Below are 26,698 nucleotides of genomic sequence, written 5' to 3'. Positions count from 1 at the left end.
GGTCAGCCCGCGGGGTAGATGGTGAAGGAGCCCGGGGTGAGCGCCGTGCCGACGCTGGGCTCCCACTTGCCGTGGTCGAAGCGCTCGAACGCCAGCAGCCTGCCGCCGGGGCCCTCGTAGTCGGCGTAGTCCATGCCGCCCTTGGCGCGCAGGCCGGTGGTGCCCTCGGAGCGGTAGGAGGCGGTGCCGCGCTCGGTCAGTCGGTAGCGGACGCCCTCGAGTTCGATCGTCTTGGAGTGGGGGGTGAGGTCGAGTTCGGGGCGGCCGGTCCACAGCGCCATCTTGACGTCGGGGTCCTCCTCGACCGAGAGCCAGCGGCGTCCCTCGTCGATCTCGAGGAAGTGCTCGGCCCATACCGAGCCGCCCTCGGCCAGGCGCAGGGTGCCGCGGATCCAGCTGCGCTCGGTGCCGAATTCGAGCATGTCGCCGGCCTTGAGGGACGTGGGGTCGCCGCTGGACTCGGTGAGGTCGGCGAACGGGTCGCGCGGGGTGGGGTCGGGCTTCGGGGGCGGCGGAGCCGGCTGCGAGCGCGCCCGCCCCACGAGGAAGGCGACCCCGGCCACCCCCGCCACGGCCACCGCGATGATCAGGACCAATGCTGCTGTTTCCGGTGCCACCGTGCGTTCCCCGTTGTTCCGACTTCATGGACGATCCCCGCGCCAGCGAGCCTACCGACCCGTTGCGGCGACGTCGTTGTCTAGTTTGAGACGTTTTCATATACCGGCGGGGTTCCGCGTGTTTTGGCAGGGGTTGACCGCGTACTGACCAATTTCGGCCGCAGGGGAACCGCCGGAACGCGGCGGGTATGACACCTGTCATCCCCGTCCGGTGACATCGGCGCCTGTCAGACGGGTACGGCCCGCTGGCATGCTCGACACCAGGGAACACGGGGGAACGGAGCGAGCAATGGGGCAGGGCACGAAATTCACCGGCGGCATCGTCATGGGGATGATGGCCGGGGTCGTCTTCGGTGTCGCCATGGACAACCTGGCCATAGGGATCCCGATCGGCATCGCGATCGGGATCGGCTTCGCCGCCGCCACCGGGATCGGCGGCAAGAGCGGGGACGAGGACAAGGGCGGCGCCGAGCCCGCCGAGTAGCCGGCGGGCCCGTCCCCGGGCTCCGAAAACGGCTGGACCCGCGCCCGCCCGGTGCGATGGGATGGAGCCCGGGCAGGTCAGACGGGCCCGCCGGGGATGCGAGGAAGCAGCAGAACGTGCCAGGAGAACACGGCAGCGCGGGCGGCGCAGAACGCAGTGCACTGCGCGGCGACTGCGCGAACTGCTTCGGGCTGTGCTGTGTGGCGCTGCCCTTCGCGGCATCGGCGGGGTTCGCGGTCGACAAGGAGGCCGGTCGCCCCTGTCACAACCTGCGGCCCGACTTCGGCTGCGGTATCCACGCGCGCCTGCGCGACGAAGGCTTCCCGGGGTGCACGGTCTACGACTGCTTCGGCGCGGGCCAGAAGGTCGCGCAGGCCACCTACGGCGGCCGCGATTGGCGGCGAGCCCCCAGCACCGCGCGGGAGATGTTCGACGTGTTCCCGGTCATGCGGCAGCTCCAGGAACTGCTCGTGTACCTGGACGACGCGCTGGGGCGCGAGCGGACGCGCCCGCTGCACCCGCGGCTGCGCGCCGCCTACGACACCGTCGACCGCCTCACGCGCGCCCGCCCCGCCGAACTGCTGGCGCTCGATGTGCCGGCGCAGCGGGGCGAGGTCAACGCGCTCCTGCTGCGCGCGAGCGAGCTGGTGCGCTCCGGGGCCGGCGGCGCCCGCACACCGGGGTCGCGCCGCGCGTCGGTCAAGGACCGGCGGGGCGCCGACCTCATCGGCGCGCGCCTTGCGGGCACGGACCTATCGGGCGCGGACCTGCGCGGCGCCTACCTGATCGCCGCCGACCTGCGCGGGGCCGACCTCACGCGCGCCGACTTCATCGGCGCCGACCTCCGCGACGCCGACCTGTCCGGCGCCGATCTCACCGGCTGCATCTTCCTCACCCAGCCGCAGGTGGAGTCGGCGAAGGGCGATGCCCGCACCGTGCTGCCGCCCGCGCGCACCCGCCCCGCGCACTGGGCGGGCTAGCCGGCCGCGGCCGCTGAGGCCTCCGGGGCGGTGCCGGCGCCCGCTTCGTCGCCGGGGACCATCCGGCCGATGAAGGCCGCCAGCAGGTCGCGCTCGGCGGCCGACAGCCCGGCGGCCAGCCGGTCGATCCGGGCGACGACGTCGGCGTGGGTGGCGTTGCCCAGCCGCGCCCCGGTGTCGGTCAAGGTGATCCGGCAGGCGCGCCGGTCCTGGGAGTCGCGGGTGCGCTCCACCAGGCCGCGCCGCACCACCCGGTCCACGAGGCCGGTCAGGCTCGACTTCTCCAGGTTCAGCGTCCGGCTCAAGCTGGTCATGCCGACGGGTCCGGGGGTCAGCTGGCACAGCAGCTGGGCCTGCTGAGGGGTGAGCCCCTGCCCGCGGCTGGCCTCGGCGAACTCCTGGTTCACCAGATGGGTGACGCGCACCAGCGCCTCGGCCAGCGTGAGCCCCTGCCGGGGGGCGGGCGGGCCGTCACACGGCTCGGCCGACGCGATCTCCTGCTCCTGCACGTGCGCTGTCTCGGTCATCGTGCCTCCTGCCCGGAGTCTAGTTGACAGTCGTTGGCATGACGAACTAACTTGCTTCGCAGTACGAATTATTCGTAGTGTGAACTAGATGCCTAGGAGATCCATATGACCGCGAACGTGGTGGTCGTCGGGGGCGGATACGGCGGCATCACCGTCGCCAAGGCGCTGGACGACGTGGCCGACGTGGTGCTGGTCGAGCCCCGGGACGCGTTCGTCCACAACGTGGCGGCGCTGCGCGGGCTGGTCGACGCGCAATGGGCCGACCGGCTGTTCCTCCCCTACGACCGGCTCCTCGCCCGCGGCCGGGTGGTCCGCGACCGCGCGGTGCGGGCCGACGACGACGGCGTCACCCTCGGCTCCGGCGAGCGGATCGCCGCCGACTACACCGTCCTGGCGACCGGCTCGGCCTACCCCTTCCCGGCCAAGTTCACCGATGAGGACAGCACCGAGGCCAAGGCCGCGCTCGGCGCCGCCCGCGCCGAACTGGAGAAGGCCGACCGCGTCCTGCTGCTCGGCGCGGGACCGGTCGGGCTGGAGCTCGCGGGCGAGATCACCGCCGCCTGGCCCGCCAAGAACGTGACCATCGTGGATCCCGCCGAGGACATCCTCACCGGGCGCTTCCCCGATGAACTGCGGGCGGACCTGCGGCGCCAGCTCGGCGAACTGGGCGTTGACCTGGTCCTCGGCGCATCGCTCACCGCCGAGCCGCCGACCGCCATGGGCCGGGCGGGGGAGTTCACCGTGGCAACCGGCGACGGCCGCCCCATCACGGCCGACATCTGGTTCCGCTGCTTCGGGGTCGTGCCCGCCAGCGGGTACCTGTCGGACGGCCTCGCCGCCGCCCGGCGCGCCGACGGCCACATCGAGGTGACCCCCCACCTGCGCGTGGTCGGCCGGGAGCGCGTCTTCGCGATCGGCGACGTCACCGCCCTGCCCGAGGCCAAGACGGCGAAGGCCGCCGGCGACCACGCGGAGGTGGTGGCGGCGACCATCACCGCCCTGATCAACGGGGACCCGGCGCCGGAGGGCTACACGCCCGGCGCGCCCGCGATCGCCCTGCCGCTGGGGCCCGCGGGCGGCGCGACCTACTCGGAGGCGACCGGGCTCCTGGACGCGGCCACGACCGCCCGGATCAAGGGCGCCGACCTGAGGACCGGGGTCTACGCCGAGGCCCTCGGCCGCTGATCGGCGCGGCGCGGGGTGTCCGGGCGGCGCGGCGAACCGGCGCCGGCCCGGAGCGCCGTTACCGGCCGGGCCCCGGGGTCACCCCTTCCCCGCGCCGTCGAGCGTCGGGCAGACCTTGACGCCGAAGTGCTTGGTGATGCCGCCCAGGCCGTCGTCGCACGACTTCGCCTGATCGCCTTGAGCGGCGGCGGGGACGGCGTCGGACGAAGCGGGGACGGCGGTGCCGAGGACGGCCCCGGCGGCGATCGCCGCGGCGGCGGCACAGGAGAGCAAGCGGTTCACGGAGAACTCCGATCACGATTGGTGATGAAACGTCACCCAGAGTTTAGGGAACCGCCGCGCCCGCCGCCGCCGAACGTCCACAGGGCCGGTACGGGACCGGCCGGGTCAGGAATCCAGCCGGACGAGCATCTTGCCCGTGTTGGCGCCGCTCAGCACGCCGAAGAACGCCTCGGGGGCGCGCTCGAAGCCCTCGACCACCGTCTCCTCGGTGCGCAGGGAGCCGTCGGCGAGCCAGCCGGCCGCCTTCGCGATGTACTCCGGGAAGCGGTCGAGGTGGTCGCTCACGATCATCCCGCTCAAGGTGAGCCGCTTGGTGACCACGTGGTACAGGTTCGTGGGACCCGGGACGGGCTCGGTGGCGTTGTAGACGCTGATCGCACCGATGAGGGCGGCTTTGCCGAAGTCGTTCAGCGCGCCGATGGCGGCCTCCAGGTGGTCGCCGCCGACGTTGTCGACGTAGACGTCGATGCCGTCGGGTGCGAGAACCGCCAGCTGGTCGGCGACCGACCCGGCCCGGTAGTCGATGGCGGCGTCGAAGCCGAACGTCTCGACCACCTTCCGGCCCTTCTCCGGCCCGCCGGCCGACCCGATCACCTTGGCCGCCCCGAGGATGCGGGCGATCTGCCCGGCCACGCTGCCGACCGCTCCGGCCGCGCCGGAGACGAAGACGACGTCGCCCTTGCGCACCGGGGCGATCATGGTGACCGCCAGGTAGGCCGTCAGTCCGGTGGAGCCCAGCGCCCCCAGGTAGTCCTGCGGGCGGGCCACGCCGGTGTCGACGACGGTCGCGGAGGCGGCGTCCAGCAGGGCGTACTCGCGCCACCCCAGGAAGTGCGAGACCGTCGCCCCCACCGGGACCGCCTCGGCGCGCGAGGCGACGACCTCGCCGATCGCGGCGCCCGTCAAGGGCGCACCGAGCTCGAAGGGAGCGATGTAGGACTTGGTGTCGTTCATCCGCCCCCGCATGTAGGGGTCGACCGACATCCAGGTGTTGCGGACCAGGACCTGCCCCTCGCCCGGCTCGGGTACGTCGACCGTGGCGAGCTCGAAGTTCTCCGGGCCGGGTTCGCCGGCCGGGCGGGAGGCGAGCCGGAACTCGCGGCTGGTGACGGTGTGGTCGCTCATCGGTGGCCTTCCTTGGCGTGGTTCGCTGCCGGGCCGATGGCACTTGACCGCCGCCGACGCTGGGGGATCGGCCGCCGGTCCGCTGTAGGTCAGCTTAGGCACGCGGTGCGCGGCCCGGCGGGCACCGCCGCGCGATCATCCCCACTGCCGGAACGGGAATGCGAGCGGTACCCCCGGATGCCGCGTCCGGCACAATGCTGCACGGCGGCGGGGCGCCGCACGTGAAGGTGGCCGAGGAAGGGGAAGCGGATGGACTTCGGGTTGGGCGGCAGGGTGGCCGTGGTCCCGGGCGCCACGTCCGGGCTGGGGCTGGCATCGGCGCGGGCGCTGGCGGCCGAGGGCGCCGACGTCGTCATCGGGGGCCGGCGCGCCGCGCTCGCGCAGGAGGAGGCCGCCGCGCTGCCCTCCGCGGTCGGGGTGGCGGTCGACCTGACCGACCCGTCGGGGCCGGAGACGCTGGTGGGCGCCGCCGCCGACGCGTTCGGCCCCGTGGACGTGCTCGTCCTCAACGGCGGCGGCCCGGCGCCGGGGACCGCGGCCGGGATGACATCGGGCACGGCGGCCGCCGCCGTCGACCTGCTGCTGCTCCCGCACGTGCGGCTGGTCGAGGCGGTCCTGCCGCGGATGCGCGAACGCGGCTGGGGGCGCATCATCGCGATCGGCTCCAGCGGCGTCCAGCAGCCGCTCGACGGGCTGGCCGCGTCCAACGTCGGGCGGGCGGCGCTCGCCGGCTACCTCAAGACCCTCGCGGGCGAGGTCGCCGCCGACGGCGTCACGGTCAACATGGTCCTGCCCGGCCGCATCGACACCGAGCGCCTCGCCTCCCTGGAACGGGCCCGCGCCGACCGGCAGGGCGCGGACATCGAGGCGGTGCGCGCGGCGTCGCAGGCCGACATCCCGGTCGGCCGCTACGGCACCCCCGACGAGTTCGGGGCGGTGGTCGCGTTCCTCGCCAGTGGGGCGGCCTCCTACGTCACCGGCGCGCAGATCCGCTGCGACGGCGGCCTCGTCCGCGCCCACTGACACCCCGCGCCCACTGACACTGCGTGCCCGCGGCCCCGGAACCGCTACTTGCTCAGCGGCTCGGGGGCGGCGGGGTCGGCCTTGCCGCGGTGGCCGATGGCCTGGTTGGCCAGCCAGAACAGCAGGCCGATCCCCAGGAGCGCACCCGCGATGGCGTACTCGCGCAGCGGGCGCCCCGTGATCGGGAGCGCGAAGAACAGGCAGGTCAGGGCGCCCAGCACTGGGGCCCAGGTCGGGGCCTTGAAGTGCGCGTGCTCGACCTTGTCCTTGCGCAGCACCAGCACCGCGACGTTGACCACGGCGAACACGACCAGCAGCAGCAGCGAGGTGGTGCCGCCCAGGTCGGCGATCGTCACCGAGCTGACCAGGATGACCGCGATGCCGCTGGTGAACAGGATCGACACCCACGGCGTGCGGCGGGCCGCCAGCACCGACCCGAAGGCCCGGGGGATGATGCGCTCGTTGGCCATGCCGTAGAGCAGGCGGCTGGCCATGAGCATGTTGATCAGCGCCGTGTTGGTCAGCGCGAACATCGCGATGATCGAGAACAGGACGGCCGGGAACCACGGCGCCGCAGCCTGGACCACCAGCAGCAGCGGGCCGTCGGACTCCGCCAGGAGGTCGGTGGGCACGAGCGTCGAGGTGATCACCGCGATGGTCAGGTAGATCACGGCGGTGATGCACAGGCCCAGCAGGACGACCCGGGGGAACGTCTTCACGGGGTCCTTGGTCTCCTCGGCCATGTTCACGGAGTCCTCGAACCCGACCATGGCGAAGAACGCGAGCGCGGTGGCCGAGGTGACGGCGAAAAAGGGCCCGCTGGACTCGTCGAACTGCACGAGCCGCCCGGGGTCGGGCGCGATCTCGGGGTTCCCCGAACCGCCGAAGAGCGCGATCGCGCCGAACACGACGACGATCACCAGGCCGGAGACCTCGACCAGGGTGAGGACGACGTTGATCTTCACGGACTCGCTGATCCCGCGCAGGTTGATCCCGGCCAGCACGAGCAGGAAGCCGATCGCCACCGCCCAGCCCGGCACATCGGGCCCGACCACGGCGGCGAGGTAGTCGCCGCTGAACCCCTGGGCGGCCGACGACGCGGAGGTGATCCCCGAGCACATCACGGCGAACGCCACCATGAAGGTCAGCAGGTGCACGCCGAAGGCCTTGTGCACGTAGAGGGCGGCGCCGGCCGCGCGCGGGTACTTGCTGACCAGCTCCAGGTAGCTGAACGCGGTCAGGAAGGCGACCACGAACGCCACCAGGAACGGCACCCAGAGCGCCCCGCCGACCCGCCCCGCGACCTGGCCGGTCAGCGAGTAGACCGTGGTGCCGAGGATGTCGCCGATCACGAACAGAAGGAGCAGCTTCGGGCCCATGACCCGTTTCAGGGGCGTGCCGTCGGGCTCCTCGAACACCGGCTCGCCGTGGTCGGTGCGCGTTCCCTCACTCACATGGCCCCCGTGTGTGCTCGATCGACCGCCGCTCATGACAGCGCTCAAAGGAGAGTAGTGGTCCCATGGCGCACTGTGAAGGAGTGGAGCCCGCCTCTTTCGCCCCCTCGGAGCAGGGGCGGGATCCGTATCCCTCGGCGGATCGATGCGCGGTGGCGGATATCGGAGAATCCCGGAACCGGCGGACACTCCGCTGTTAACGTGTGGTGCCCCGAACGGCGAGAGGCGGGGGTGCCCGTGTTCAGGTTCACCGGAGTCACCGAGGTCCAGCGGCTGGAGACCGACCCCGACGTCCTCTCCCACGAGGGGATCGTCCTCGACGAGGGGCGCCACAGCCTCTACGCCGGATACCACCACGGCGAGGGCTTCGCCGGCCGCGTCCGCTACGCCCCGCCCGACATGACCGAGTACAACGGGGTCCCGACCGACCGGCTGCGCATCGGGAACTTCGCCCAGTTCGCATCGGGCACGCAGTTCATGCTCGGCGGCAACCACGGCCACGACCTCGGCGCGGTCACCCCCTACGGCTTCAACTTCTTCACCGGGCCCCGGCGCAACGCGTGGCGGCCCCGCGGCGACACCGTGGTGGGCCACGAGGTGTGGATCGGCTACGAGGCGCTGATCATGCCCGGGGTGCGGCTGGGGACCGGGGCGGTGATCGGGGCGCGCGCCGTGGTCGCGCGCGACGTCGCCCCGTTCACCGTCGTGGTGGGGGGCGGCCGGATCGTGCGCCGCCGGTTCGATCCGCTGGCGCGGCGGCTGCTGTGGCGGCTGGACTGGTGGCACTGGAGCGACGACCGCATCGCGGAGGCGCTTCCGCTCCTTCAAGGGCACGACGTGCGGGTGCTCGCCCGCTATGCGGGCGTCGACCCCGACGAGGTCGCGGACGACCCGGACCCGATCACCCTCGTCGGGGAAGCGGGGGTCGCGGCGCCCGTGTGAGCGGGGCCTGTGAGCGGGGCCCTCTGCGATGACGGTCGCGACGGTCGCAGGGGGGCGGCATGATGTCCGCCATGTCCGAAGAACGACTGGCGGAATTCTCCCGCGAACGGCTGGGCGGCCGCCCGGTCCCCGATGACCTGCGCGTCCTGCTGACCGAGCACTGGGAGGGGCGCACGGACCTCCTCCACCTGCTCGACCTCCAATTCCTGGAGCCTGGTGACGTCCACCCGATGCTCGACGAGAGCTATCTCCGGGAGGAGGAGCGCGCCGATATCAGCATGATCGCCGTCCGGGCCGCCTCGTCCGCGGTCGCCGAGCACCTCCACATCGTCGCCCGACACGGCAAGGGGTGGGTCGGCTACTGGACCCACCCCGACGAGCCGGCCGACAAGCCCGTGCCGCTGATCGAGCTCGACACCGAGTTCACCTTCTGGGGCATGGAGGGCCGCTCCCTCGCCGAGGCGTGCGCCGCCGACATGGTCCGGCTCTACGACGACGAGGAGGACCCGAAGGAGCACTTCGCCCGGCTCGCCGACACCCTCATCGAGCACGGTGTGCCCATGAGCACCCGCGACTACGAGGAGGTGTACGAGCCGGAGATCGCCGTCGACCCGGAGGAGCTGCACGACGAGATCAACGACGCCGAGTTCGAGCGCCTGCGGAACGAACAAGACGCGGCGGGACGCGGGTAGGCGCGGCGATCGGGGTAGTCGGGGCCCCGGAGACGACACCGGGGGGAGCGCCATGGACGCGGTGACGGCGACGACCATGCGGGCGGTGGTCCAGGACGGGTTCGGCGGCCCGGATGTGCTGCACACGGCCGAGGTTCCCCGGCCCCGGCCGCTGCCGACCGAAGTCCTCGTGCGGGTCCACGCCGCCGGGGTCAACCCCGTCGACTGGAAGACGAGGTCGGGCGGGGGCGCGAGCGGGCTGCTCGGCGAGCCCCCGTTCATCCTCGGCTGGGACGTCTCCGGCGTCGTGGCGGAGCTCGGGTTCGGGGTGCACACCCTGCGGGTCGGCGACGAGGTCTTCGGCATGCCCTGGTTCCCCCGGCCTGCCGGGGCCTACGCCGAGTACGTGACCGCGCCGTCGCGCCAGTTCGTGCCCAAGCCCGACGCGCTGGACCACGAGCACGCGGCGGCGGTGCCGCTGGCGGCGCTGACCGCGTGGCAGACGGTCACCGATGTCGCGCGCGTGGAACCCGGGCGACCGGGTGCTGATCCACGCCGCGGCGGGAGGGGTGGGGCACTTCGCCGTGCAGATCGCCAAGCAGAGGGGAGCCTGGGTCATCGGCACCGCGAGCGCCCGCAACCACGCATGGCTGCTGGAGCTGGGCGCGGACGAGGTGGTCGACTACCACACCGACCGGTTCGAGGACGCGATCGGCGACGGGGTCCATGCCGTGATCGACCTCGTCGGCGACGCGGTCGCCGACACCAGCACCCGGTCCCTGGAGGTGCTGCACCCGGGCGGCATCCTGGTGGCCGTGCCATCGGGGGTGTCGCCGGAGCTGCTCGACCGGGCCGAGAAGCGGGGCGTCCGGGCGAGCGCGTTCATGGTCGAGCCCGACGGCGCGGCGCTGACCGAGATCGCCCGCCTCATCGACGCGGGCGCGATATCGGTCTATGTCGAGGGCGTGTACCCGCTCCACTGCGCGGCGGAGGCCCACCGCCGCTCGGAGGAGGGCCACGGCCGGGGGAAGGTCGTGCTCCGGGTGACGGAGTGAGGGAGTGAGGGGCGCGGTGAAAGGAGACTGGCCGTGTGGCCCTGCCTCCCCCTCGAAGGCAGGGCCACACGGGGTCAGGCGGAGGCCGCGGCGGTGCGCGGCCGTGGGCGATCGGCCCAGGTGAGGGTGAAGCCGACGCCGGTGCGGGGTTTGGGCAGGGGCTCCCAGGTGTCGGCGAGGTAGTCGACCAGGGTCATGCCGCGTCCGTGCTGCGCCATCGGGGTCAGCGGCCGGATGAAGGGAAGTGTCCCGCCGGCGGGACGCCCTTCGTCCTCGACCTCGATGGTTATCTTGCGCTGCTCCACCATGAGGGTCGCGTCGAAGGTCCCGCCGCGGCCCGAGGCGGTGTAGCGGACGGCGTTGGTGACCGCTTCCGAGAGCAGCAGCACAGCGGAGGCGACGGTCTCGCCGGGGATGTCGAAGGCGGAGTGGATGGTCAGCAGGTCCTCACACCAGTGCCGCGCCCGCTTCACCTGCTCGGCCCACCCGGGGAATCGGGCGTAGTAGACCACGGCCATCACCGCCCCCCGACCCGGAACAGATACGGACGGACGCGTGAGCGTCGCCCGCAGGTACGGTCGTTCATCGTCATCAGCCCTTTCGGTAGCGGCCTGCCCGGATAGGTGTCCGGGGTTTCGTTGCACTCAGAATCGACTGTGGACGTTCTGACCTGCCATAGAGGCCACAGTTTCCTGGCATTCCATTGATCGCCGGGAAAACAGTGGAAAGTGCCGGGATGCTGAGTGGATGGAGAACTTCGGGGACGCCTTGAAGGCACAAATAGAACTTTCCGGGATCAACCAGTCCCAGCTGGCCCGGAAATGCGGGTACTCGTCGTCGCAGATATCCGCACTGGTCAAAGGTGTGAGATTGCCCAAGCGGGGGGCCGTGGAGGCAATGGACGAAGCCCTCGGAGCTCAGGGGCTCCTCCTGCGTCGGTGGGCGGATGCCAAGCGTCGTGAAGCGCAGCCGGAGTGGATGCGTCGCATCACGGATGTGGAGGATCAGGCGACGGAGATACGGATTTCGCAGCCGACGATCCTTCCGATCGTCCTCCAGAGCGAGGACTACGCGCGAGGAATCCTGCGACTGGGACGACCTTTGTCCTCTGACCAGGAAATAGAAGCGGAGATTGAGCGACGGACAGTGCGCGCCAAACACCTGCTCCGCGACGGCGGTCCCAAGATCACCGTGATGCTGCCGGAGCACGTCGTCCGAGCGGCTCCGGAGATCGCACCCGATGCACTCAGGTACGTCCAAGGGCTGACAGAATCGGTGCTGGTCCAGGTGCTCCCGGCAGGGGTTCACCTGGCGGCGAGTCTGGGAGCGTTCCGCCTGATCAGTTTTGAGGACCGTCTATCCGTTGTGTTCGTCGAGCACGCCGCGGGTGGGGGCATTGTTGATCATCCGGCCACGGTGTCCCATTTCAGTGCGGCCGCCAACCTCTTGCAAGCGGAGGCTCTGCGGCCGGTGGATTCATGGAATCTGATCAAGGAGATCTGACATGTCGGAGTTCCACAAGAGCACGTATAGCCACGCCCACGGCGACTGTGTGGAGGTCGCCGAGGGATCGCCGACCCTGGTCCGGGACAGTAGACACCGCAGTGAGGCGACACTCTCCTTCTCTGCGCATGAGTGGACCGCGCTGGTCGCCGATATCGACGCCTTCTAACCCCTCACCCCGCGAGCAGGGCCGATGCCGCTTCGCGGGCACGGGTGGTCGCCGATGGGGGGACTCCCGTGCCCGCTGACACCGTCACGCCCTCGTGGAGCAGTAACAGCACGCCGCCGGTCGCGGCCGGGTCGGGGCTGCCCGCCTCCGCTGCTAGTTCGGTGAGGTAGCCGAGCATCCACCGTTTGTGCTCCAGCACCACGTGGTGTCCCGGGTGGTCCGCAGACGGGATCTCGGCCAGGGCGTTCACGAACGCGCAGCCGCGGGTGCCCTCCCGGTCGAGCCAGGCCTCCAGTGCGTCGAACGTCGCCGTCACCCGCTCGGCCGGCGTCGTCGCGCGCTCCGTCACCCATGAGGTGAGCCACGTCCGCCAGCGCTCGTCGCGCTCGGCGAGGTAGGCGGCGACCAGCCGTTCCTTCGACCCGAAGCACGCGTACAGCGTCTTCTTGGTCACCCCCGCAGCCGCCGAGACCGCGTCGACGCCGACCGCGTGGATGCCCTCGCGGTAGAACAGCTCGGCCGCGGCGTCCAGCACCCGCCGCCCTGCCGGGGTCAGTGGGGCCGCCTTCTCCTCCTGCATGATCATCACCTCGCCGCGAGTATACCGACCGGTGTGTTCCCCCTCCCATTGACATCGTGATCCGCGGCGTGCTGGAGTGGGCGAAGTCAGGTAACCACACCGGTCGGTATACCTCGATCGACCGGCCGGTTCACCCGTCGTATCCACCCATCCTGAGGAGGAGAAATGCGCGCTGTGGTCCTCACCGGCTTCGGCGGCCCCGAACGGCTCGAATACCGCACGGACGTCCCCGATCCCGTCCCGGGACCGGGCGAGGTCCGCATCCGGGTCGGGGCCGCGGGCCTGAACAACACCGACATCTGGACCCGCGAAGGCGCCTACGGCTCCCCGGACGACCCAGGGTCGAGCGCCGGATGGCGCCGCGAGCCCCTCGCCTTCCCCCGGATCCAGGGTGCCGACGTCGCCGGGACCATCGACCGGGTGGGCCCGGACGTCCCCGGATCCCGCGTCGGCGAACGGGTCCTCGTCGACCCCATGCTCTACAGCGGCGGCGAGCGCGAACTCGTGGACACCGAGTACCTGGGCAGCGAGCGCGATGGCGGGTTCGCCGAACTCGTCACCGTCCCGGCCGGGAACGCCCACCGCGTCGACTCCCCACTGTCGGACACCGAACTCGCCACCTTCCCCACCGCCTACGCGACCGCGATGCGCATGCTGAACCGCGCCGCCGTCACCAAGGGCGAGACCGTCGTGGTCACCGGGGCCTCCGGCGGGGTCGGTTCCGCGCTGATCCAGCTCGCCACCGCACGCGGCGCCGACGTGATCGCGGTCGTGGGCGCCGCCAAGCGCGACCGGGCGCTGGACCTCGGGGCGATCGCCGCCGTCCCGCGCGACGCCGACGACCTCGCCGGACGGCTGCGCGACGCCGCCGCCGGCCGCCCGATCGCGGTGGTCGCCGACGTCGTCGCCGGTCCCTCGTTCTCCCCGCTCATCCGCGCGCTCGCCCCCTTGGGCCGCTACGTGGTCGCCGGGGCGATCGCCGGGCCGATCGTCGAAGCCGACCTGCGCACCGTCTACCTGCGCCAACTCAGCCTCATCGGATCGTCGTTCGGCACCCACGACGACTTCGCCCGGCTGCTCGCCCACATCGAGAACGGCGACCTGCGCCCGCTGCTGGCCGGGGCGTACCCGCTGCGCGAGCTCGCCGCCGCGCAGGAGGCGTTCACGGCGAAGGGCTTCTTCGGCAAGCTCGTCGTCACCCCGGGGGAGCAGCCGTGACGCACCACGAGGCCTCGCCGTCCCGCTCGTCCGGTCCCCGGACGAGCGGGACGTTCCGGCCCTTCGGGGTCCGGCTGCTCACCTTCGACGTGGTCGGCACGCTGATCGACTTCGAGGCGGGCATCCTCGCCTCGGTCGCCCGCCTGGCCGGGCGCACCGGGGCGCGGCACCCCGACCGCGCGGTCCTGGAGGCGTACGCACGCGCCGAGCGCATCGAGGGCCGCCGGAACCCGCAGGCCACCTTCACCGACCTGCTCGACGCCGCCTATCCGCACATGGCCGCGGAGCTGCGCCTGCCGCCCTACCCGGACCCCGAGGACACGCTGCGCGCCGGTATCCCGCACTGGCCCGCCTTCCCCGACGCCGTCGACGCGCTCGCGGCGCTGCGCCACCGGTTCCGTCTCGTCGCCCTCACCAACGCCGACGCGGCGGCGGCCCGGGCGATGGCGGCCACACTGGGCGACCCCTTCCACGACCTGGTGACCCCGGACATCGCGGGCGCCGCGAAGCCCGATCCCCGGATCTTCTCGTTCTGCCACGCCCGGCAGAGCGCGCACGGCCATTCCCGGGCGGACTGGCTGCACGTGGCGCAGAGCCAGTACCACGACATCGGCGTCGCGACCCGGCTGGGCCTGCGTACCTGCTGGATCGAGCGCCGCCACGAGAAACCGGGCTTCGGCGCGACACCGCGCCCGGACCGCATCACCGCCCCGGACCTGCATTTCCCCTCGCTTGGTGGGCTCCTCGCGGCTCTCGGAGTCGAGTGATCGGGTCCATGTGCCCTGGTGACCCGGTCGTCCTGCCGAACGCGGTGGGTTGGGCTTCAAGCGGGCAGCGACGGCGAGTGGGGGTTCGGGGTGGCTTGGACGGTCCGGGTGGTCGCGGGGTTGCTGTTCAAGCGGGCAGCGACGGTGAGCGGTGGGCCCCGGCCGGCGGTCGGATGGTCCGTGTGCGTGGGGTGCGGGTCGGGGCGGCTCCGGGTGGCGGTGGGCGGCGGGGCCGCAGCCGGGCGGCGGCGTCCCTGGCGGGGCGCCGCGCACGTCCGGGCTTGCGCCTGATCAGCACGAACCACCCAGAGAAGTCATTAAATAACTCCTTGTGTTGCGAACAGGTGTTCGATAGAATGAGGTCATGAGCACTCCCCACGCCATCACCGACCTCCCCCGGGAGGTGACCCCCGACGACGACCAGTCCGCCCTTGCGCCTGAGCCGCTGGCCGGGGGGCTGATGCCGGAGTGGATGCTCACCCTCGACACCGCCACCCTCACCGGCGACGAACAGCTCGACCTGATCGTCCGAGCCGAGACCTGCAAGCGGTGGCTGGAGGCCTTCCAGCTCGACGCCATGGCCACCTTCGCCCTCACCCGCACACGCGAAGCCCCCGCACCCCTCCAGGTTTCCGCCGAAGAGGACGCCGCAGCCGAGATCGGCTGCGAACTCGGCATCCCGCCCGGATTGGCCCACGCCCGCCTCACCCACGCCCAAAGGCTGGGCGCAACCTTCCCCGCCGTGCGTGAGGCGTTGGTGGCCGGGCAGATCGACGAGTACCGCACCCGCGTCGTCGCCGACGCCGCCCCCGAGGACTGGGACCCGGCCACCACCACCGCCTACCAGGAGCGCATGCTCGCCAAGATGGGCGACAAGTCCGGCCGCGCGTTGATGAACCTCGCCAAGAAGACCGTGGTGGAGCTGGACCCGGCCAAGGCCGAGGAGCGCAAGGCCCGCACCATCGCCAACCGCCAGCTCCGCATCTACGACGGCGGCCCCCAGGAAGCCGGAACCGGCTCGGTGGAGATCACCGACATCGACGCCACCGACGCCCTGGCCGTCGAACAGCGCATCGCCGCCATCGCCCGCGCGATGCGCGCCGATGCCCCCGGCGCCAAGGACATGGACCACTGGGCCGCGAAGGTCACCCTCGACCAGATCCGCGCCGATGTGGCCGTGGGCCTGCTGCTGGGGCGTCTGCCGCTGACCCTGGGGCTGGAGATCCCGGTCGATGCCGCCGAGCATGGTGTCGAGGACACCGGAGCAGAACGCGCCGAGCGGTCCGAAGGCACTGCGGCCGCCCCGGCCGCCGCTGCGTGCGCCGCCTGCGGCCGCACCCCCGGCCAGACACCGGGTGAGGACCAGGGGCGGGCGCAGGTGGTCATCCCCGGGATGGCCACCGCCACCCCCGCGCCCTTCAGCCCCGTGGGGAAGCTCCACGTGATCATCCCGCTCTCGGCGCTGCCGAAGGAGATGGGCGGCAAGGAGTCCCGGGCGCTGGGGGAGATCGCGGGGCACGGGCCGATCCTCGCAGAAGCCGCCCGGGACCTGGCCAAGGGAGCGACCTCCAAGGCCACCCGCTGGTGCTACACGGTGGTCGACGACGACGGAAACCCGGTGGCCGATGGCACCACCGCCTACCGGCCGCCCCCACTACTCCGCTCCCATATCGATTCCCGGGACCGGACCTGCCGGTTCCCCCACTGCAACCGCCCCGCGGTCGAATGCGATGCCGACCAGCCGAAAGTCGAATTGAGGCGCATCATGGATTCATGGCCCCTCAACACACGACCGACGACCGCATCCACGTCGACTACTCGCGCATTTCGCTGGACCAGAGCGGCACCGGGGACGGCGTCAGCTCGCAGCACGATGACAACGTCGACTTCGCGGCTGAAGACGGACGCGACATCACCCGCTCCTACGCCGACAATGACGTCTCGGCGTTCTCTGGGGCACCTCGGAAGGACTACGAGCGCCTTCTTTCCGACATCAGGTTGAACACCATTGCGTCGGTGACCATCTGGCACGCGAACCGACTGCACCGCCAAGTTGTCGAGGCCGACGCGTTCATGCAGCTCTGCATCGAGATGAACGTTCGCGTCTACTCCTATTCGCGTGGCGCCGAATACAACTTCAGACGCCATCAGGGGCGCCAGGACTTCCTAGAGGACACGCTTAAGGCCCAGGGGGAGTCCGGCCACAGGGGCGACCGGGTTGCGCTTGCACGACGCCGTCAGGGGCGCAATGGGACCTATGGCGGTGGACGCCGCCCCTATGGGTGGGGGGTCGATTCTGGGCGTGTGCGTAGTGTGTGCGTGAACCCGAAGGCACCGCCGCTGGAAAGGGTCTACGAGGAACGCCCCGTGTTGGACATGACGCAGCACAACATCGAGGAGCGCGACGAGATCCGCAGGTGGGCCGACGACCTTGACGACGGCGTGAAGCTGAACCAGATCCTCCTTGACCTGAAGAAACGCGGTGTACTGACGGTGTCGCAGAAGGCAGGGAAAACGCTCCGGCGCGGCGGCCGGGATGTCGAGCACCAGGGGTGGACGTCGAAAGTCATCCGCGGGATCCTCACGCATCCACGCGTATCCGGACACTCGGTGCACAAGGGGGAGATTGTGAAATGGAATGCGTGGCCGGAGATCATTTCGGAGGAGCGGCGCCAGAATTTCATCGAGCTATTCTCCGACCCGGCAAGGAGGGTGAGCCCGGGGAATACGCCCCGGTGGTTCGCGTCCCGTATCGCAGAGTGCGCCGAGCACCCCGAGTCTACCCACGCGGTGGGACGGAAATCTGGGGGGAAGCTGGCGTACAAGTGCTTCGAGGGAGGTCATTGTTACCACGACGCTGAATCCCTTGATCGGTACTTGGAGTTTTGTGTGATTGACCGGCTGTCGCGCCCGGATCTCGCCGACCTGGTGAAGGCGAAGCCCGACGTGGATGTACCGAAGCTCCGGGCAGAGAAGGCGACGCTTCGCACGCGTAAGAGCGAGGCCGCTATGGCGTTCGCGAACGGCGAGATAGACGCGGCGCAGCTGGCGACGATTTCCACGGTGGTGGAGGCGCAGATTTCGGAGATCGACGGAAAGCTGTCGGAATCCACCAGCCACAGCCCGTTGTCGCCGTTCGTGGGGGCGGAGAATGCCGCGCAGTTGTGGGACACGCTGTCGTTGGGTCGCCGCCGGGAAATCCTGCGGTTGCTCTTCAGAGTCGTCTTGTATCCGCTCGGCAGAGGACGCGGCAAGAGGCACGCGTGGGACGGCGTGGAGGTGCTCGACGCCGCGTAGAGCGTGACGAAGGGGCGCCGCCGGGAAGGACCCGGGGGCGCCCCCTCTCGTGTGCTAGGCGCCGGTAGCGCGGCCGGGCGCGAGGAGCAGGGCGAGGCGGGCGCGGCGGGGGGCAGGTCGCCGGGGAGCTTGTTAGGGGTGCCCACACCGCCCGGATCCGCCGTCGCCGACGACTACACACCCCCGCCCGCTAGCACCCCCCATGTGCTCATAGGAACAGCTACGACGCCTGCCCGCTCGGTGTGGTGGGCACGCATCCCTTATGCTGGGAAACCAAGGTATTTGGAGGCTGTATATGTCGAATGACGAGGGTACGTTTGGTAAACGGGTTAAGGCGGCCCGGGAACGCGCCGGGCTCACTCGACCTGTGGTCGGCCAGTTGCTGGGAAAGTCCGCAGAATGGGTAAAGGCCGTAGAGAATGGTCGATTGCAGATTCCTCGGATTCATGTCCTGATGAGGCTTGGGGAGATCATCGGAGTTAGTGACATCAGTGAATTGGTCGGGGATGCTGGCATGTCGGCGGTCACGTACAATAAATCCTCCCATCATGCACTGGCGGACGTTAGGCGAGCACTCACCGCCTACCATTTCGGGGAAATCAGCGATGAGCCCGAAACCGTGGATTCACTGGAGCACCGTGTGTCACGCGCATGGAAGGTGTGGCACGGCACCCCATATCATCGGACGGGGGTTTCGGAACTAATCCCGGACCTGATTTCCGATCTGCGTCAAGCCGAGCGCGCATATGAAGGCAATGAGCGACGGAAGGTCCGAAAACTACTTGCTCAAGCATACCATATTTCGCAGCTTTTCCTAAGCTTCCAGCCTGCCGCAGAATTCGTTACCCTCACGGGTGATCGAGCAATGACAGCGGCGCAGGACGCAGATTCTCCGAGGTCTATTGCCGCAGCGGCATGGTACATGTCGCACGTTTTTCGGGACGCGGGAGAAGCCCATGAATCGCGCGTGGATTTGGCCGTTCGAGCCGCAAGCACGCTAGACCCAGACGCCAGTCGCGAAGATCTCGCCGAATTCGGATTGTTGCAACTCGCCTGTGCGCTATCCTTCGCTAAAATCGGTAGGTCTGGCGATGCACATCATTACTGGGACAAGGCGGACCGTATCGCAAGAAAGCTTGGCGATGGATACTCGCACCCTTGGCTGTTGTTTGGACGGGGAATGGTTGACGCGTACGCAATCACCATCAATCTCGATTCCGTCAGCAGCGGAAGTGCTGTTGAGGCAGCGGGAAAGGTGGACTTCAACTCCATACCATCGCTCACCCGGCAGAGCTTCCATATGATCGAGTCCGCGCGCGCCTACCGGCTGCAAAAGGAAGATGTCGCGGTAATGCATCTCCTCTCCAAGGCGTACGCCAAATCTCCCGAGACGGTGAAATTCAACCTATTCACCCGAAGTGCCGTAAATGACCTGGCGACGCGGGGAAATGCCCTAGTGCGCGCCGACGCCGAGCATCTAGCGCGTGAGATCGGGGTTACTCCGCATTCCTAGAGCCCAAGGCGGGGGGTACAGAATGTACCCCTGATTAAGGGGGTAGGAGTGCTACCCCTCCGGTGACCAGCATCCCCATAGCTTTTCGGGCACAGAAGACCCCCGCGACGAACTGTCGGAGAACGTCCGGGGGCGTGGCCACCAGCTATGAGGAGCTGCTGACGACATGGACTTTATCGCCCCATTGCGGGTGCTCTGTCGGGCCGTGTGGCCCCCGCACACCGGGAAAAGGGTCCGTAGCCGCAGAGCCCCCAGCTACGAGGCCAGGCACCGCCTGAACCCCGCACCGCCCCAGCCCAAGCCCGCACCGGTCGTCAACCGGATCGAACTCGCACCCCCCGCCAACGTGGTACGCGGCGGCTACGCCGCGTGGGAGACCGGCGCCTACAGCGCTCACGACCTGGTGGCCGCGTGATGCACGCCCAAGCTCCCAAGGTCAGCACCAGCGAACGCGTCTTCCACTCCGGCGCCGAGGTCGCCGACGCGCGCGCGTGGCTGACGGCGCTGCTGCCCATCCGCGCCGGGATCCCCGACGACACGGCCGCCGCCGCCGTGTTGTGCCTGTCGGAGGCGATGACCGCCGCCATGGCCCGTACCGGCGCGGTCGTGCTCTCGGTGTCGCTGGGCGCCGACTGGCTCTACGTCGAGGCCCGCCCCGGCGAAAGCGTGTGTGCCCGCGCACCGTGGCCGCGTGCCGATGCCGACACCCAGCGGTACGCCACTGCGCTCATCGACGCATTCACCAACGTCTGGGACCGACTCCCCGACGACGGGGGCGTGTACTTCTACCTGCGCTGGCCCTGAACCGGGCGTGTCCCCGCCCAAGCACGGGGGGCAGGCAGGGGCACGCCCCCATGCCCCGCACCCTGGTGGCCACCGTCACCCGGGGGCGGACCGGTCGCCGAACCCAGACCCTGTCCGGCGGCCTTCACCCCGACCGAAAGAGAGCTGGTCTGACGTTGGAGTCCTGTTGGGAATGCGAGGGGCAGGTCACCGCCCCCGTGCACTACGACATCTCGGTGTTCTGCTCCCCGGCGTGCGTGGAGCGGTGGAAGGCGTTCAAGCAGGTGCACCACGCCAGGGAGCAGGGCGCCGAACGCGCGGAGGAGAAACAGCGCAAAGGCTGGTGGAAGTAGCCGACGACGACCGCCCGGACCCGCCGCAGACACCAGGAAGACGCCCCGTGACAGACCGCCCCCCGCTTCCCAAGCGCGACCCCGGCGCCACCCCCACGAAGGAGGCGGAGGAGGGAGCGCCCAGACCGATCGCGCGACTCGCCGCACCACCCGACGCCGACCGCCGCTACGCAGCCCCGCCCGGGATCGAGAGCACCCGATTGTGGACCGCCGCCGAAGTCGCCCGGATGTTCCGTGTAGACGCCAAGACGGTCGCGCGCTGGACCCGCCGAGGCAAGCTCACCGGCATCCGCACACCGGGCCGACACCTGCGCTACCGCGACGCCGACGTCCAAGCGTTCATCGCAGCCGGGCCGCTCGCCGACCAGGGGGAAGACGCCGGTTAGGCAGATCGGTTACAAATTTCCCTACTAGATCTAGATCAAGGGAAGCCGCCCGCGCTACGCGCGGGCGGCTTCCGCACGTCCGCCGGAGCGACGGCCGTTGGTCGGTCCGGGCTTGCGGACATCCTCGCGACTGCGCGCGCGACTTCGTCGCGTGCTCGCGCGGGCGCCCGCCGCCCGACCCTCCCCGCCCTCCCCGCGTGCTGCGACCCCGCCCGCCGTCTGTGTCCGGGGTCTGCTCCCGCCCGCGCGAACAACGACCGCATCAGACCGGGCTTTCCCGCCTGTCCAGTGCTCCGGCCTACGCAAGCTACGGCCGGCAGTGACGCACCGGACAGGCCCTCACCTGCGCGAGAACGCACCGGGAACGAGCACCAGGCCCCGAAGCGCCGTCCGGGCCGCTTTCCGGGAAACCCGTGTGGGTCTCTGACCGCGCGGTCGCGTGACACGCCTCCACGCGGGAATCGCTTTACTGGGAGCGATTCTCTGTGGGCATCCTCTCCGGTCGCTCTCACGACGATCGATGGCTGAGACCAACCCCGTGGTGACCGACGCCGGGAACACGACCCGCGCCGGACGGCCAGGGTTACGGCACAGGCGGCGTGACCGACGCGCGCGGGGTTGAGGTGGTGGTGCGGGTAGGCGATCTCCGTCACGGTCCGCTGGGGTTGCCCCCCTGTGGCCGGGGACTGGAACAACCGGTCGGGGGGTTGAGCTGGTCATAACGAACACGGAAGGCGGGACCGGAAAAGCCAACGACCGCACCGAGGTCGACGGGCCGACCGCCGCCATGCGACCACCGGTAGGCGCCGCCCCGGATCGAACCGCCACGACGGCTGGATACCGGAACGGCGCAGCTCGGAGCGCCGCAACCTCCGCATGAAGCCAGGTCAGCGGCCAACCACGGCCCTAGAGCCAGCCAGGTTACAGAATCGTCTCAATCCGACTGTGGGGCACACCACCCCCCACCACCTCGGGGGTCCAACGAGCGCGGGCAACCTGGCCGCGCTGTGCAGGCGACACCACCGGCTCAAGCAGCACCCGGCATGGAGTCTCACACAGCCCTCCCCCGGCACCCTGGTCTGGCGCACCCCCCACAACCGCACCCACACCACCACCCGCGACCCCTACCCCAGCCAATAACCCACGGGAAGCCGGGAAGGGGACCGCGGGAGAGGGGGCAGGGAGGGGGGAGGAACCCCGAAAGCCCCGAATCCTCCGGACAACCCGAAGGGCCCTGAGGACGCGAAGAGCCCAGGGAAGCCGGAGCACCCGCGGACCGGGCCCGCCGCCCGAAGGGGAGAGAGCCCGGACGTTCCGGGGCCTGGCGAAGCCGCCCGGATCCCGGCACCCCGCAGGGCAGGGCCTGGAGGGGAGCCAGGGACGACCCCGCGACACCGGAACCCCACCACCGGGAAGCCGGAACCCGACCGCGAACCCCTCCCCGCCGCCGACCGTCGCTGCCAGCTTGAACCCCAACACCGCGATCACCCGCAGGGGTCGCGCCCCGCCCAACTCCCCGCTACCGTCGCCGCCTGTCTGAACCCAAGCCACCGCACCACGCAGACCGTCCGCGCAGCCCCAGGCCCCACCAGCCGTCGCCGCCCGCCGTGACCCCGAGCCCGTGACCAACCGAGGAATCCGCGCCTGGCCCGTGTCCAGCCCGCTCCTGCCCAGCGCCTGGCCCCTCCGGCAGCGGCAGTGCCAATTGACCGCCGACTCGGCTCGGCTCTTGAGCGAACCGGGGGACGAGGGAAGGGGCGGCGGACGCTCGCCGCGACCGAGGGCTACGGTGGTGGCGTGGCGGACGGGTCGCTGGTGGAGTTCGAAGGGCAGCGCGGGCGCATGTTCGGGCTCGCCTACCGGATGCTCGGGTCGGCCGAGGAGGCCGAGGACGTCGTCCAGGACGCCTACATCCGCTGGGCGGGCGCCGACCATGCCGCCATCCGGTCCGTTCCGGCCTGGCTCGCCAAGGTCGTGACGAACATCTGCCTGAACCGGCTCGCCTCCGCGCGGACCCGGCGCGAGCGCTACGTCGGCCCCTGGCTGCCCGAGCCCGTCCTCACCTCCGACGGAACGCTCGGCCCGCTCGACTCCGCCGAGCAGCGCGACGCCGTGTCGCTGGCGCTGCTGACGCTGCTTGAGCGGCTGACCCCCACCGAGCGGGCGGCCTTCGTCCTGCGCGAGGCGTTCGGCTACGGCCACCGCGAGATCGCAGCGGCCCTCGACGTGTCGCCCGCCAACGCCCGGCAGCTCCACCGGCGCGCATCGCTCCGTGTCGGCGAGGACCGGGCCCGGTTCACCGCCGACCCCGCGCAGTGGCGCCGGCTCGTCGACCGGTTCCTCCGGGCGGCGGGCGAGGGCGACATCGGCGGACTGGAGGAGCTGCTCACCGACGATGTCGTGTCGTGGTCCGACGGCGGAGGCCGGGCCACCGCCGGGCGCCGTCCGGTCGTCGGCCGCGCCCGCGTCGCCCGGCTGCTCACCGGCGGGTTCGGCAAGTACCTCGACGGCGTGGAGATCTCCGTGGCCGAGGTCAACGGGGCACCGGCGATCACCGGCCACCGCGGCGGACGCCTCGTCGGGGTCCTGGTCGTGGAGATCGCAGGCGACCGGATCAGCGCCCTGCGGTCGGTGCTCAACCCGGAGAAGCTGCGCTTCCTCAGCGGCCAATCCTCCCCTCCGCCACACCCCGCGCATCCTCCACTGTCACAACTGTCACATCCGGGCCGGCACGCCGGTTCTTAGTGGGTGACACACCGGCCTCCGCCCCGGAACCGGGCGGCTCCAGATCCCAGGCCGGACGGGCGGACACCGGGCCGGTTTCGCCTGTGGGTCATCTGGGCAGCAGAGTCCGGGTACCCCCGCCTCGGCGGGGGCTTCTCATTTGGAGGCCGCCCATGGACTGGAGACTTGCGCGCAGCCTGGAGGTGCTGCGTACCGAGGTGAACACCATCGCGCCGGAGCGATCGAAGAAAGAGGACGGCACCATAGGCGACGCCGCGCACGCCACCAGACCGTCCGATCACAACCCCAACGCCGCCGGCGTGGTGTGCGCGATGGACCTCACCAACGACCCCGGGGCCGGTGCCGACATGGACAGGCTGTCCGTGCAGCTGAGCACGTTCAACCACCCGGCCGTCAAGTACGTGATCTGGAACCGCCGCATCTGGAGCAAGGAGCGCGCCTCCGAGGGGTGGCGCCCCTACACCGGAGCCAACCCGCACGACCTGCACATGCACGTGTCCGTGGGGGTCGGGCCGAGTGGCCAGTCCACGGGCCCGTACGACGACACCTCCCCGTGGGGCATCGCCGCGGGCTCAGCACAGACGGGAGACGGCGACATGGTCGGACTGCGTCAGGGCGACACCGGGGAACGGGTGAAGTTCCTCCAGGAACTCCTGGTCAAGGCGGGCCACTCGGTCGGTGCCGCGGGAATCGACGGCGACTATGGCACCGCCACCACCAACGCGGTGATCGCCGCCCGTGAGGCCGAGGGCAGCGCGGAGCACGTCGGCGACCACATCACCGGGGCCGCCGCGAAGCAGATCATGTCCCAGTTCATCAAGGCCCACGCCGCGTAGCGTGACGGCGGCGGGACGCTTCAGAGGTCCCCTGGACCTCTGAAGCGGGCCTTCGCCGGGTGCTTCCGGCCTGGTTGTGGCCGGGAACCGCTGTACCTTGCGGCCGCGCTCCGTGCTCAACCCGGAGAAGCTCCGCTTCCTCGGCCGCCAGTCCTCCCCTCCGCCGCGCCCCGCGCGACCTCCACTGTCACATCCGGGCCGGCCCGCCGGTTCTTAGCGGGTGACACCGGCCGTCGCGCCGGATCCGGCCGTCCCGGCCCTGTCCGGCCCGGCCACGGAGGAGGGCAGCCTTGAAGAGAACGATCCTGGTCACCGGTGGCACCGGAACGGTGGGCCGGCCCGTCGTCGAACGGCTCTTCGCACAGGGGCACGACGTGCGTGTGCTCAGCCGCCGCGCCCGCCCCGGAGGCGGCGCCGCCGGAGAAGCCGGAGACCCCGCGTACATGGCGGTCGACCTGCGCACCGGCGAGGGGCTGGACGCCGCCGTCGACGGTGCCGACGCCATCGTCCACTGCGCCACGACCTACACCGGCGGCGACGAGCGCTCGGCCGCGAACCTGATCGCCGCCGCCCACCGCGCCGCGGTACCCCACACCGTCGCCGTCTCCATCGTCGGCTGCGACCGTGTCGGCATCGGCTACTACCGGTCCCGGGTGCGCATCGAACAGGCCCTGGAGGCCTCCGGCCTGGGCTTCACCGTGCTGCGCGCCACCCAGTTCCACGACCTGGTCCGCCGCATCTGCGCGGGCCTGTCACGGATGCCGGTGCTGCCGGTGCCCGCCGTGCCGGTCCAGCCCGTGGACGCCGGCGAGGTCGCCGACCGCCTGGCCGGACTCGCCGTCGGCGCCCCGGCGGGGCGCGTTCCCGACCTGGGCGGGCCGCGCGTCGAGCGGTTCCCCGACCTCGCGCGCCACTACCTGGGGTGGTCCGGACGGCGCCGCCCCGTGGTGCCGGTATCCGTGCCCGGCCGCGCCTTCGCCGCCTACCGGGCCGGACGTCACCTGGCCGGCGGGGGAGAGCGCGGCACTGTCACCTTCGCCGACCACCTCGCCGTGCGGGCGGTCCCCGCGGCCGGCACCGACGGGCGGGGGTGACCACGGTGCGCGCACCAGCCCTCCTCCTCCGTACGGGACTGTGGTTCCTGGGCCTGTCCAGCCTCGCTGTTGGCCTCTGGCAGTCGCTGCTCCCGCGCTCCTTCTTCGCGCTGGAATGGGTGGGGGCGTACCCGCCCTACAACGACCATCTCCTGCGCGACGTGGGCGGGCTGAACCTGGCGCTGGGCGTGGTCGTGGTGGGCGCGGCCGTCGTCATGGAGCGCCGGATGGTCATCACCGCTCTGCTGGGCTACCTGACCTACGCCGCGACGCACCTGCTGTTCCACGGGATCAGCACCGGTCACGTGCATCCGGTCGACGTGCCGGGCCTGATCGCCGCGCTCGGGGCAGGCGTGCTCATCCCCATCGGGCTGCTCGTGCTCGCGTGGCGCGATGGGGCCGGTGCCCCGCCGATCCGCTGACCGCGACGCCGGCTACAGGCCCGGTACCGGGGGACCGGGCACGGGCAGCCGCGGAGCCGGCGGGAGCGGCGCGTGTTCCCCCGTCTCCGGTCCGGCGCTGAACCCCTCGATCATGTAGGCGGCGAAACGGCGGGAGGCCGCGAGACGGATGGCACGCGGCGCGTCCTGGACGCCCCGGTGGGCCATGAGCATCAGGATCAGGTCGTCGACGACGAAGCCGGGGCGCAGCCGGCCGGTCGCCTTGGCGCGGCGGGCCAGCTCGGCGACCGCGTGCACCATCCGCTCCCGGTCGGCGGCGAAGTCGATGGCCTCGGGGAATTCGGCCATGAAGGCGTCGGCGAACCCCCGGCTGTGCGCGTGGAGCTCGCAGATCCGCTCGATCAGGCTCTGGAATCCGTGCCACGGGTCGGGGTCCGCGAGGGCGTCGCGGACGATGGCATGACAGCCCCGCCGCTGCTCGGCGAAGGTCTCCACGATCAGGGCGCGCTTGGTCGAGAAGTGCCGGTACAGCGTGGCGGGGCCGACACCGGCGTGCCGGGCGATCTTGCGCATCGGCACGTCCAGTCCCTCGTCGCCGAACACCGCGCGGGCGGCGTCGAGGATGCGGGCCCGGTTGTCGCGGGCATCGGAGCGCACGGGGTGAGGCAAATGACCGGTCATCGCTTCTCACTTTAGCTAACCGGACGG

30 protein-coding genes and 2 pseudogenes are annotated in these 26,698 nt (G+C 70.9%); 24 read left to right on the top strand and 8 right to left on the bottom strand.

The genetic code is table 11. From position 1 onward, the window contains the following. Positions 1-2: 2 nt before the first annotated feature. A complete protein-coding gene (locus tag ACFOVU_RS23875) occupies positions 3-596 on the bottom strand; it encodes a DUF4178 domain-containing protein (protein WP_378537170.1) in 594 nt (197 codons plus the stop codon). Positions 597-906: 310 nt separating this feature from the next. Here ACFOVU_RS23875 and ACFOVU_RS23870 point away from each other — a divergent pair, with 310 nt between their 5' ends. Next, positions 907-1,101: a hypothetical protein gene (locus tag ACFOVU_RS23870; protein ID WP_378537169.1), complete on the top strand. Its 195-nt coding sequence runs from the start codon at positions 907-909 to the stop codon at positions 1,099-1,101. A 116-nt stretch (positions 1,102-1,217) separates the two neighbouring features. Beyond that, the gene (locus tag ACFOVU_RS23865) at positions 1,218-2,081 is read left to right on the top strand and encodes a pentapeptide repeat-containing protein (protein ID WP_378537167.1); all 864 of its coding nucleotides are present in this window, start codon (positions 1,218-1,220) and stop codon (positions 2,079-2,081) included. Here ACFOVU_RS23865 and ACFOVU_RS23860 read toward each other — a convergent pair. Then, positions 2,078-2,608 (bottom strand): MarR family winged helix-turn-helix transcriptional regulator, encoded by a 531-nt coding sequence (locus ACFOVU_RS23860; RefSeq protein ID WP_378537165.1) that lies wholly within the window; start codon positions 2,606-2,608, stop codon positions 2,078-2,080. The two genes, ACFOVU_RS23865 and ACFOVU_RS23860, sit on opposite strands and share 4 nt — an antisense overlap. A 105-nt stretch (positions 2,609-2,713) precedes the next feature. Between ACFOVU_RS23860 and ACFOVU_RS23855 the strand changes: the two genes are divergently transcribed. After that, positions 2,714-3,793 carry an FAD-dependent oxidoreductase gene (locus ACFOVU_RS23855; protein WP_378537163.1) on the top strand — a complete coding sequence of 360 codons (1,080 nt, stop codon included), beginning with the start codon at positions 2,714-2,716 and terminating at the stop codon, positions 3,791-3,793. Between the two features lie 78 nt (positions 3,794-3,871). On the opposite strand, the gene ACFOVU_RS23850 is transcribed toward ACFOVU_RS23855, so the two are convergent. Both ACFOVU_RS23850 and ACFOVU_RS23845 read right to left on the bottom strand, forming a co-directional pair. Continuing rightward, entirely contained in the window at positions 3,872-4,075 is a 204-nt protein-coding gene (locus tag ACFOVU_RS23850; protein WP_378537161.1) for a hypothetical protein, read from the bottom strand. A 105-nt stretch (positions 4,076-4,180) separates the two neighbouring features. Continuing rightward, the gene (locus ACFOVU_RS23845) at positions 4,181-5,200 is read right to left on the bottom strand and encodes an NADP-dependent oxidoreductase (RefSeq protein WP_378537160.1); all 1,020 of its coding nucleotides are present in this window, start codon (positions 5,198-5,200) and stop codon (positions 4,181-4,183) included. A 249-nt stretch (positions 5,201-5,449) separates the two neighbouring features. Here ACFOVU_RS23845 and ACFOVU_RS23840 point away from each other — a divergent pair, with 249 nt between their 5' ends. Further along, on the top strand, positions 5,450-6,223 hold the full coding sequence (locus ACFOVU_RS23840; RefSeq protein ID WP_378537158.1) for an SDR family oxidoreductase: 774 nt from the start codon (positions 5,450-5,452) through the stop codon (positions 6,221-6,223). Positions 6,224-6,267: 44 nt separating this feature from the next. On the opposite strand, the gene ACFOVU_RS23835 is transcribed toward ACFOVU_RS23840, so the two are convergent. Continuing rightward, positions 6,268-7,677 (bottom strand): APC family permease, encoded by a 1,410-nt coding sequence (locus tag ACFOVU_RS23835; protein ID WP_378537157.1) that lies wholly within the window; start codon positions 7,675-7,677, stop codon positions 6,268-6,270. Positions 7,678-7,908: 231 nt separating this feature from the next. On the opposite strand from ACFOVU_RS23835, the gene ACFOVU_RS23830 reads away from it, so the two are divergent. From ACFOVU_RS23830 to ACFOVU_RS23815, 4 genes and pseudogenes are all read left to right on the top strand, one after another. Then, on the top strand, positions 7,909-8,619 hold the full coding sequence (locus tag ACFOVU_RS23830) for a CatB-related O-acetyltransferase (RefSeq protein ID WP_378537155.1): 711 nt from the start codon (positions 7,909-7,911) through the stop codon (positions 8,617-8,619). A gap of 71 nt (positions 8,620-8,690) precedes the next feature. Beyond that, positions 8,691-9,311, top strand: coding sequence for a hypothetical protein (locus tag ACFOVU_RS23825; protein WP_378537154.1), 621 nt, complete (start codon positions 8,691-8,693; stop codon positions 9,309-9,311). A 52-nt stretch (positions 9,312-9,363) separates the two neighbouring features. Further along, positions 9,364-9,675, top strand: a pseudogene (locus ACFOVU_RS23820) (alcohol dehydrogenase catalytic domain-containing protein); the annotation flags it as partial. Between the two features lie 127 nt (positions 9,676-9,802). Continuing rightward, positions 9,803-10,345 carry an NADP-dependent oxidoreductase gene (locus ACFOVU_RS23815; protein WP_378537152.1) on the top strand — a complete coding sequence of 181 codons (543 nt, stop codon included), beginning with the start codon at positions 9,803-9,805 and terminating at the stop codon, positions 10,343-10,345. Between the two features lie 74 nt (positions 10,346-10,419). On the opposite strand, the gene ACFOVU_RS23810 is transcribed toward ACFOVU_RS23815, so the two are convergent. Continuing rightward, positions 10,420-10,863: an ATP-binding protein gene (locus tag ACFOVU_RS23810; protein WP_378537151.1), complete on the bottom strand. Its 444-nt coding sequence runs from the start codon at positions 10,861-10,863 to the stop codon at positions 10,420-10,422. A 229-nt stretch (positions 10,864-11,092) separates the two neighbouring features. Here ACFOVU_RS23810 and ACFOVU_RS23805 point away from each other — a divergent pair, with 229 nt between their 5' ends. Next, a complete protein-coding gene (locus ACFOVU_RS23805) occupies positions 11,093-11,848 on the top strand; it encodes a helix-turn-helix domain-containing protein (protein ID WP_378537149.1) in 756 nt (251 codons plus the stop codon). A gap of 1 nt (position 11,849) precedes the next feature. After that, a complete protein-coding gene (locus tag ACFOVU_RS23800; RefSeq protein WP_378537148.1) occupies positions 11,850-12,017 on the top strand; it encodes a DUF397 domain-containing protein in 168 nt (55 codons plus the stop codon). A 4-nt stretch (positions 12,018-12,021) separates the two neighbouring features. Here the strand turns inward: ACFOVU_RS23800 and ACFOVU_RS23795 are convergent, their stop codons facing one another. Next, positions 12,022-12,597: a TetR/AcrR family transcriptional regulator gene (locus ACFOVU_RS23795; RefSeq protein ID WP_378537146.1), complete on the bottom strand. Its 576-nt coding sequence runs from the start codon at positions 12,595-12,597 to the stop codon at positions 12,022-12,024. A gap of 165 nt (positions 12,598-12,762) precedes the next feature. On the opposite strand from ACFOVU_RS23795, the gene ACFOVU_RS23790 reads away from it, so the two are divergent. The 14 genes and pseudogenes from ACFOVU_RS23790 (at position 12,763) to ACFOVU_RS23725 (ending at position 26,011) form a co-directional block, all read left to right on the top strand. After that, positions 12,763-13,815 carry an alcohol dehydrogenase family protein gene (locus ACFOVU_RS23790; RefSeq protein ID WP_378537145.1) on the top strand — a complete coding sequence of 351 codons (1,053 nt, stop codon included), beginning with the start codon at positions 12,763-12,765 and terminating at the stop codon, positions 13,813-13,815. Next, positions 13,812-14,582, top strand: a complete 771-nt coding sequence (locus ACFOVU_RS23785; protein ID WP_378537144.1) for an HAD-IA family hydrolase — start codon at positions 13,812-13,814, stop codon at positions 14,580-14,582. The genes ACFOVU_RS23790 and ACFOVU_RS23785 overlap by 4 nt, the downstream gene beginning before the upstream one ends. A 364-nt stretch (positions 14,583-14,946) precedes the next feature. Next, a pseudogene (locus ACFOVU_RS23780) lies at positions 14,947-16,254 on the top strand (DUF222 domain-containing protein); the annotation flags it as partial. Between the two features lie 101 nt (positions 16,255-16,355). Next, positions 16,356-17,879, top strand: coding sequence for a recombinase family protein (locus tag ACFOVU_RS23775; RefSeq protein WP_378537142.1), 1,524 nt, complete (start codon positions 16,356-16,358; stop codon positions 17,877-17,879). Between the two features lie 295 nt (positions 17,880-18,174). Continuing rightward, a complete protein-coding gene (locus tag ACFOVU_RS23770; protein WP_378537141.1) occupies positions 18,175-19,392 on the top strand; it encodes a helix-turn-helix domain-containing protein in 1,218 nt (405 codons plus the stop codon). Positions 19,393-19,558: 166 nt separating this feature from the next. Further along, complete coding sequence (locus ACFOVU_RS23765; RefSeq protein WP_378537139.1) at positions 19,559-19,807, top strand: hypothetical protein; 249 nt, start codon at positions 19,559-19,561, stop codon at positions 19,805-19,807. Continuing rightward, positions 19,807-20,196, top strand: a complete 390-nt coding sequence (locus ACFOVU_RS23760; RefSeq protein ID WP_378537138.1) for a hypothetical protein — start codon at positions 19,807-19,809, stop codon at positions 20,194-20,196. The genes ACFOVU_RS23765 and ACFOVU_RS23760 overlap by 1 nt, the downstream gene beginning before the upstream one ends. A gap of 155 nt (positions 20,197-20,351) precedes the next feature. Continuing rightward, positions 20,352-20,528 carry a hypothetical protein gene (locus tag ACFOVU_RS23755; protein ID WP_378537136.1) on the top strand — a complete coding sequence of 59 codons (177 nt, stop codon included), beginning with the start codon at positions 20,352-20,354 and terminating at the stop codon, positions 20,526-20,528. Positions 20,529-20,575: 47 nt separating this feature from the next. Further along, the gene (locus ACFOVU_RS23750) at positions 20,576-20,914 is read left to right on the top strand and encodes a helix-turn-helix domain-containing protein (RefSeq protein ID WP_378537135.1); all 339 of its coding nucleotides are present in this window, start codon (positions 20,576-20,578) and stop codon (positions 20,912-20,914) included. A gap of 945 nt (positions 20,915-21,859) precedes the next feature. Continuing rightward, a complete protein-coding gene (locus tag ACFOVU_RS23745) occupies positions 21,860-22,054 on the top strand; it encodes an HNH endonuclease (RefSeq protein ID WP_378537133.1) in 195 nt (64 codons plus the stop codon). Between the two features lie 657 nt (positions 22,055-22,711). Continuing rightward, positions 22,712-23,659: an RNA polymerase sigma-70 factor gene (locus ACFOVU_RS23740; protein ID WP_378537132.1), complete on the top strand. Its 948-nt coding sequence runs from the start codon at positions 22,712-22,714 to the stop codon at positions 23,657-23,659. Positions 23,660-23,811: 152 nt separating this feature from the next. Continuing rightward, a complete protein-coding gene (locus ACFOVU_RS23735; protein WP_378537130.1) occupies positions 23,812-24,495 on the top strand; it encodes a peptidoglycan-binding domain-containing protein in 684 nt (227 codons plus the stop codon). Positions 24,496-24,785: 290 nt separating this feature from the next. Further along, positions 24,786-25,589, top strand: coding sequence for an SDR family oxidoreductase (locus ACFOVU_RS23730; protein ID WP_378537129.1), 804 nt, complete (start codon positions 24,786-24,788; stop codon positions 25,587-25,589). A 5-nt stretch (positions 25,590-25,594) separates the two neighbouring features. Next, positions 25,595-26,011, top strand: a complete 417-nt coding sequence (locus ACFOVU_RS23725; RefSeq protein ID WP_378537127.1) for a hypothetical protein — start codon at positions 25,595-25,597, stop codon at positions 26,009-26,011. Between the two features lie 12 nt (positions 26,012-26,023). On the opposite strand, the gene ACFOVU_RS23720 is transcribed toward ACFOVU_RS23725, so the two are convergent. After that, positions 26,024-26,671 (bottom strand): TetR/AcrR family transcriptional regulator, encoded by a 648-nt coding sequence (locus ACFOVU_RS23720; protein ID WP_378537126.1) that lies wholly within the window; start codon positions 26,669-26,671, stop codon positions 26,024-26,026. Positions 26,672-26,698 lie beyond the last annotated feature (27 nt).

This window comes from Nocardiopsis sediminis, assembly GCF_042650565.1.
Taxonomy (GTDB): Bacteria; Actinomycetota; Actinomycetes; order Streptosporangiales; family Streptosporangiaceae; genus Nocardiopsis_B; species Nocardiopsis_B sediminis.
This window is presented reverse-complemented; position numbering and strand designations above follow the sequence as displayed.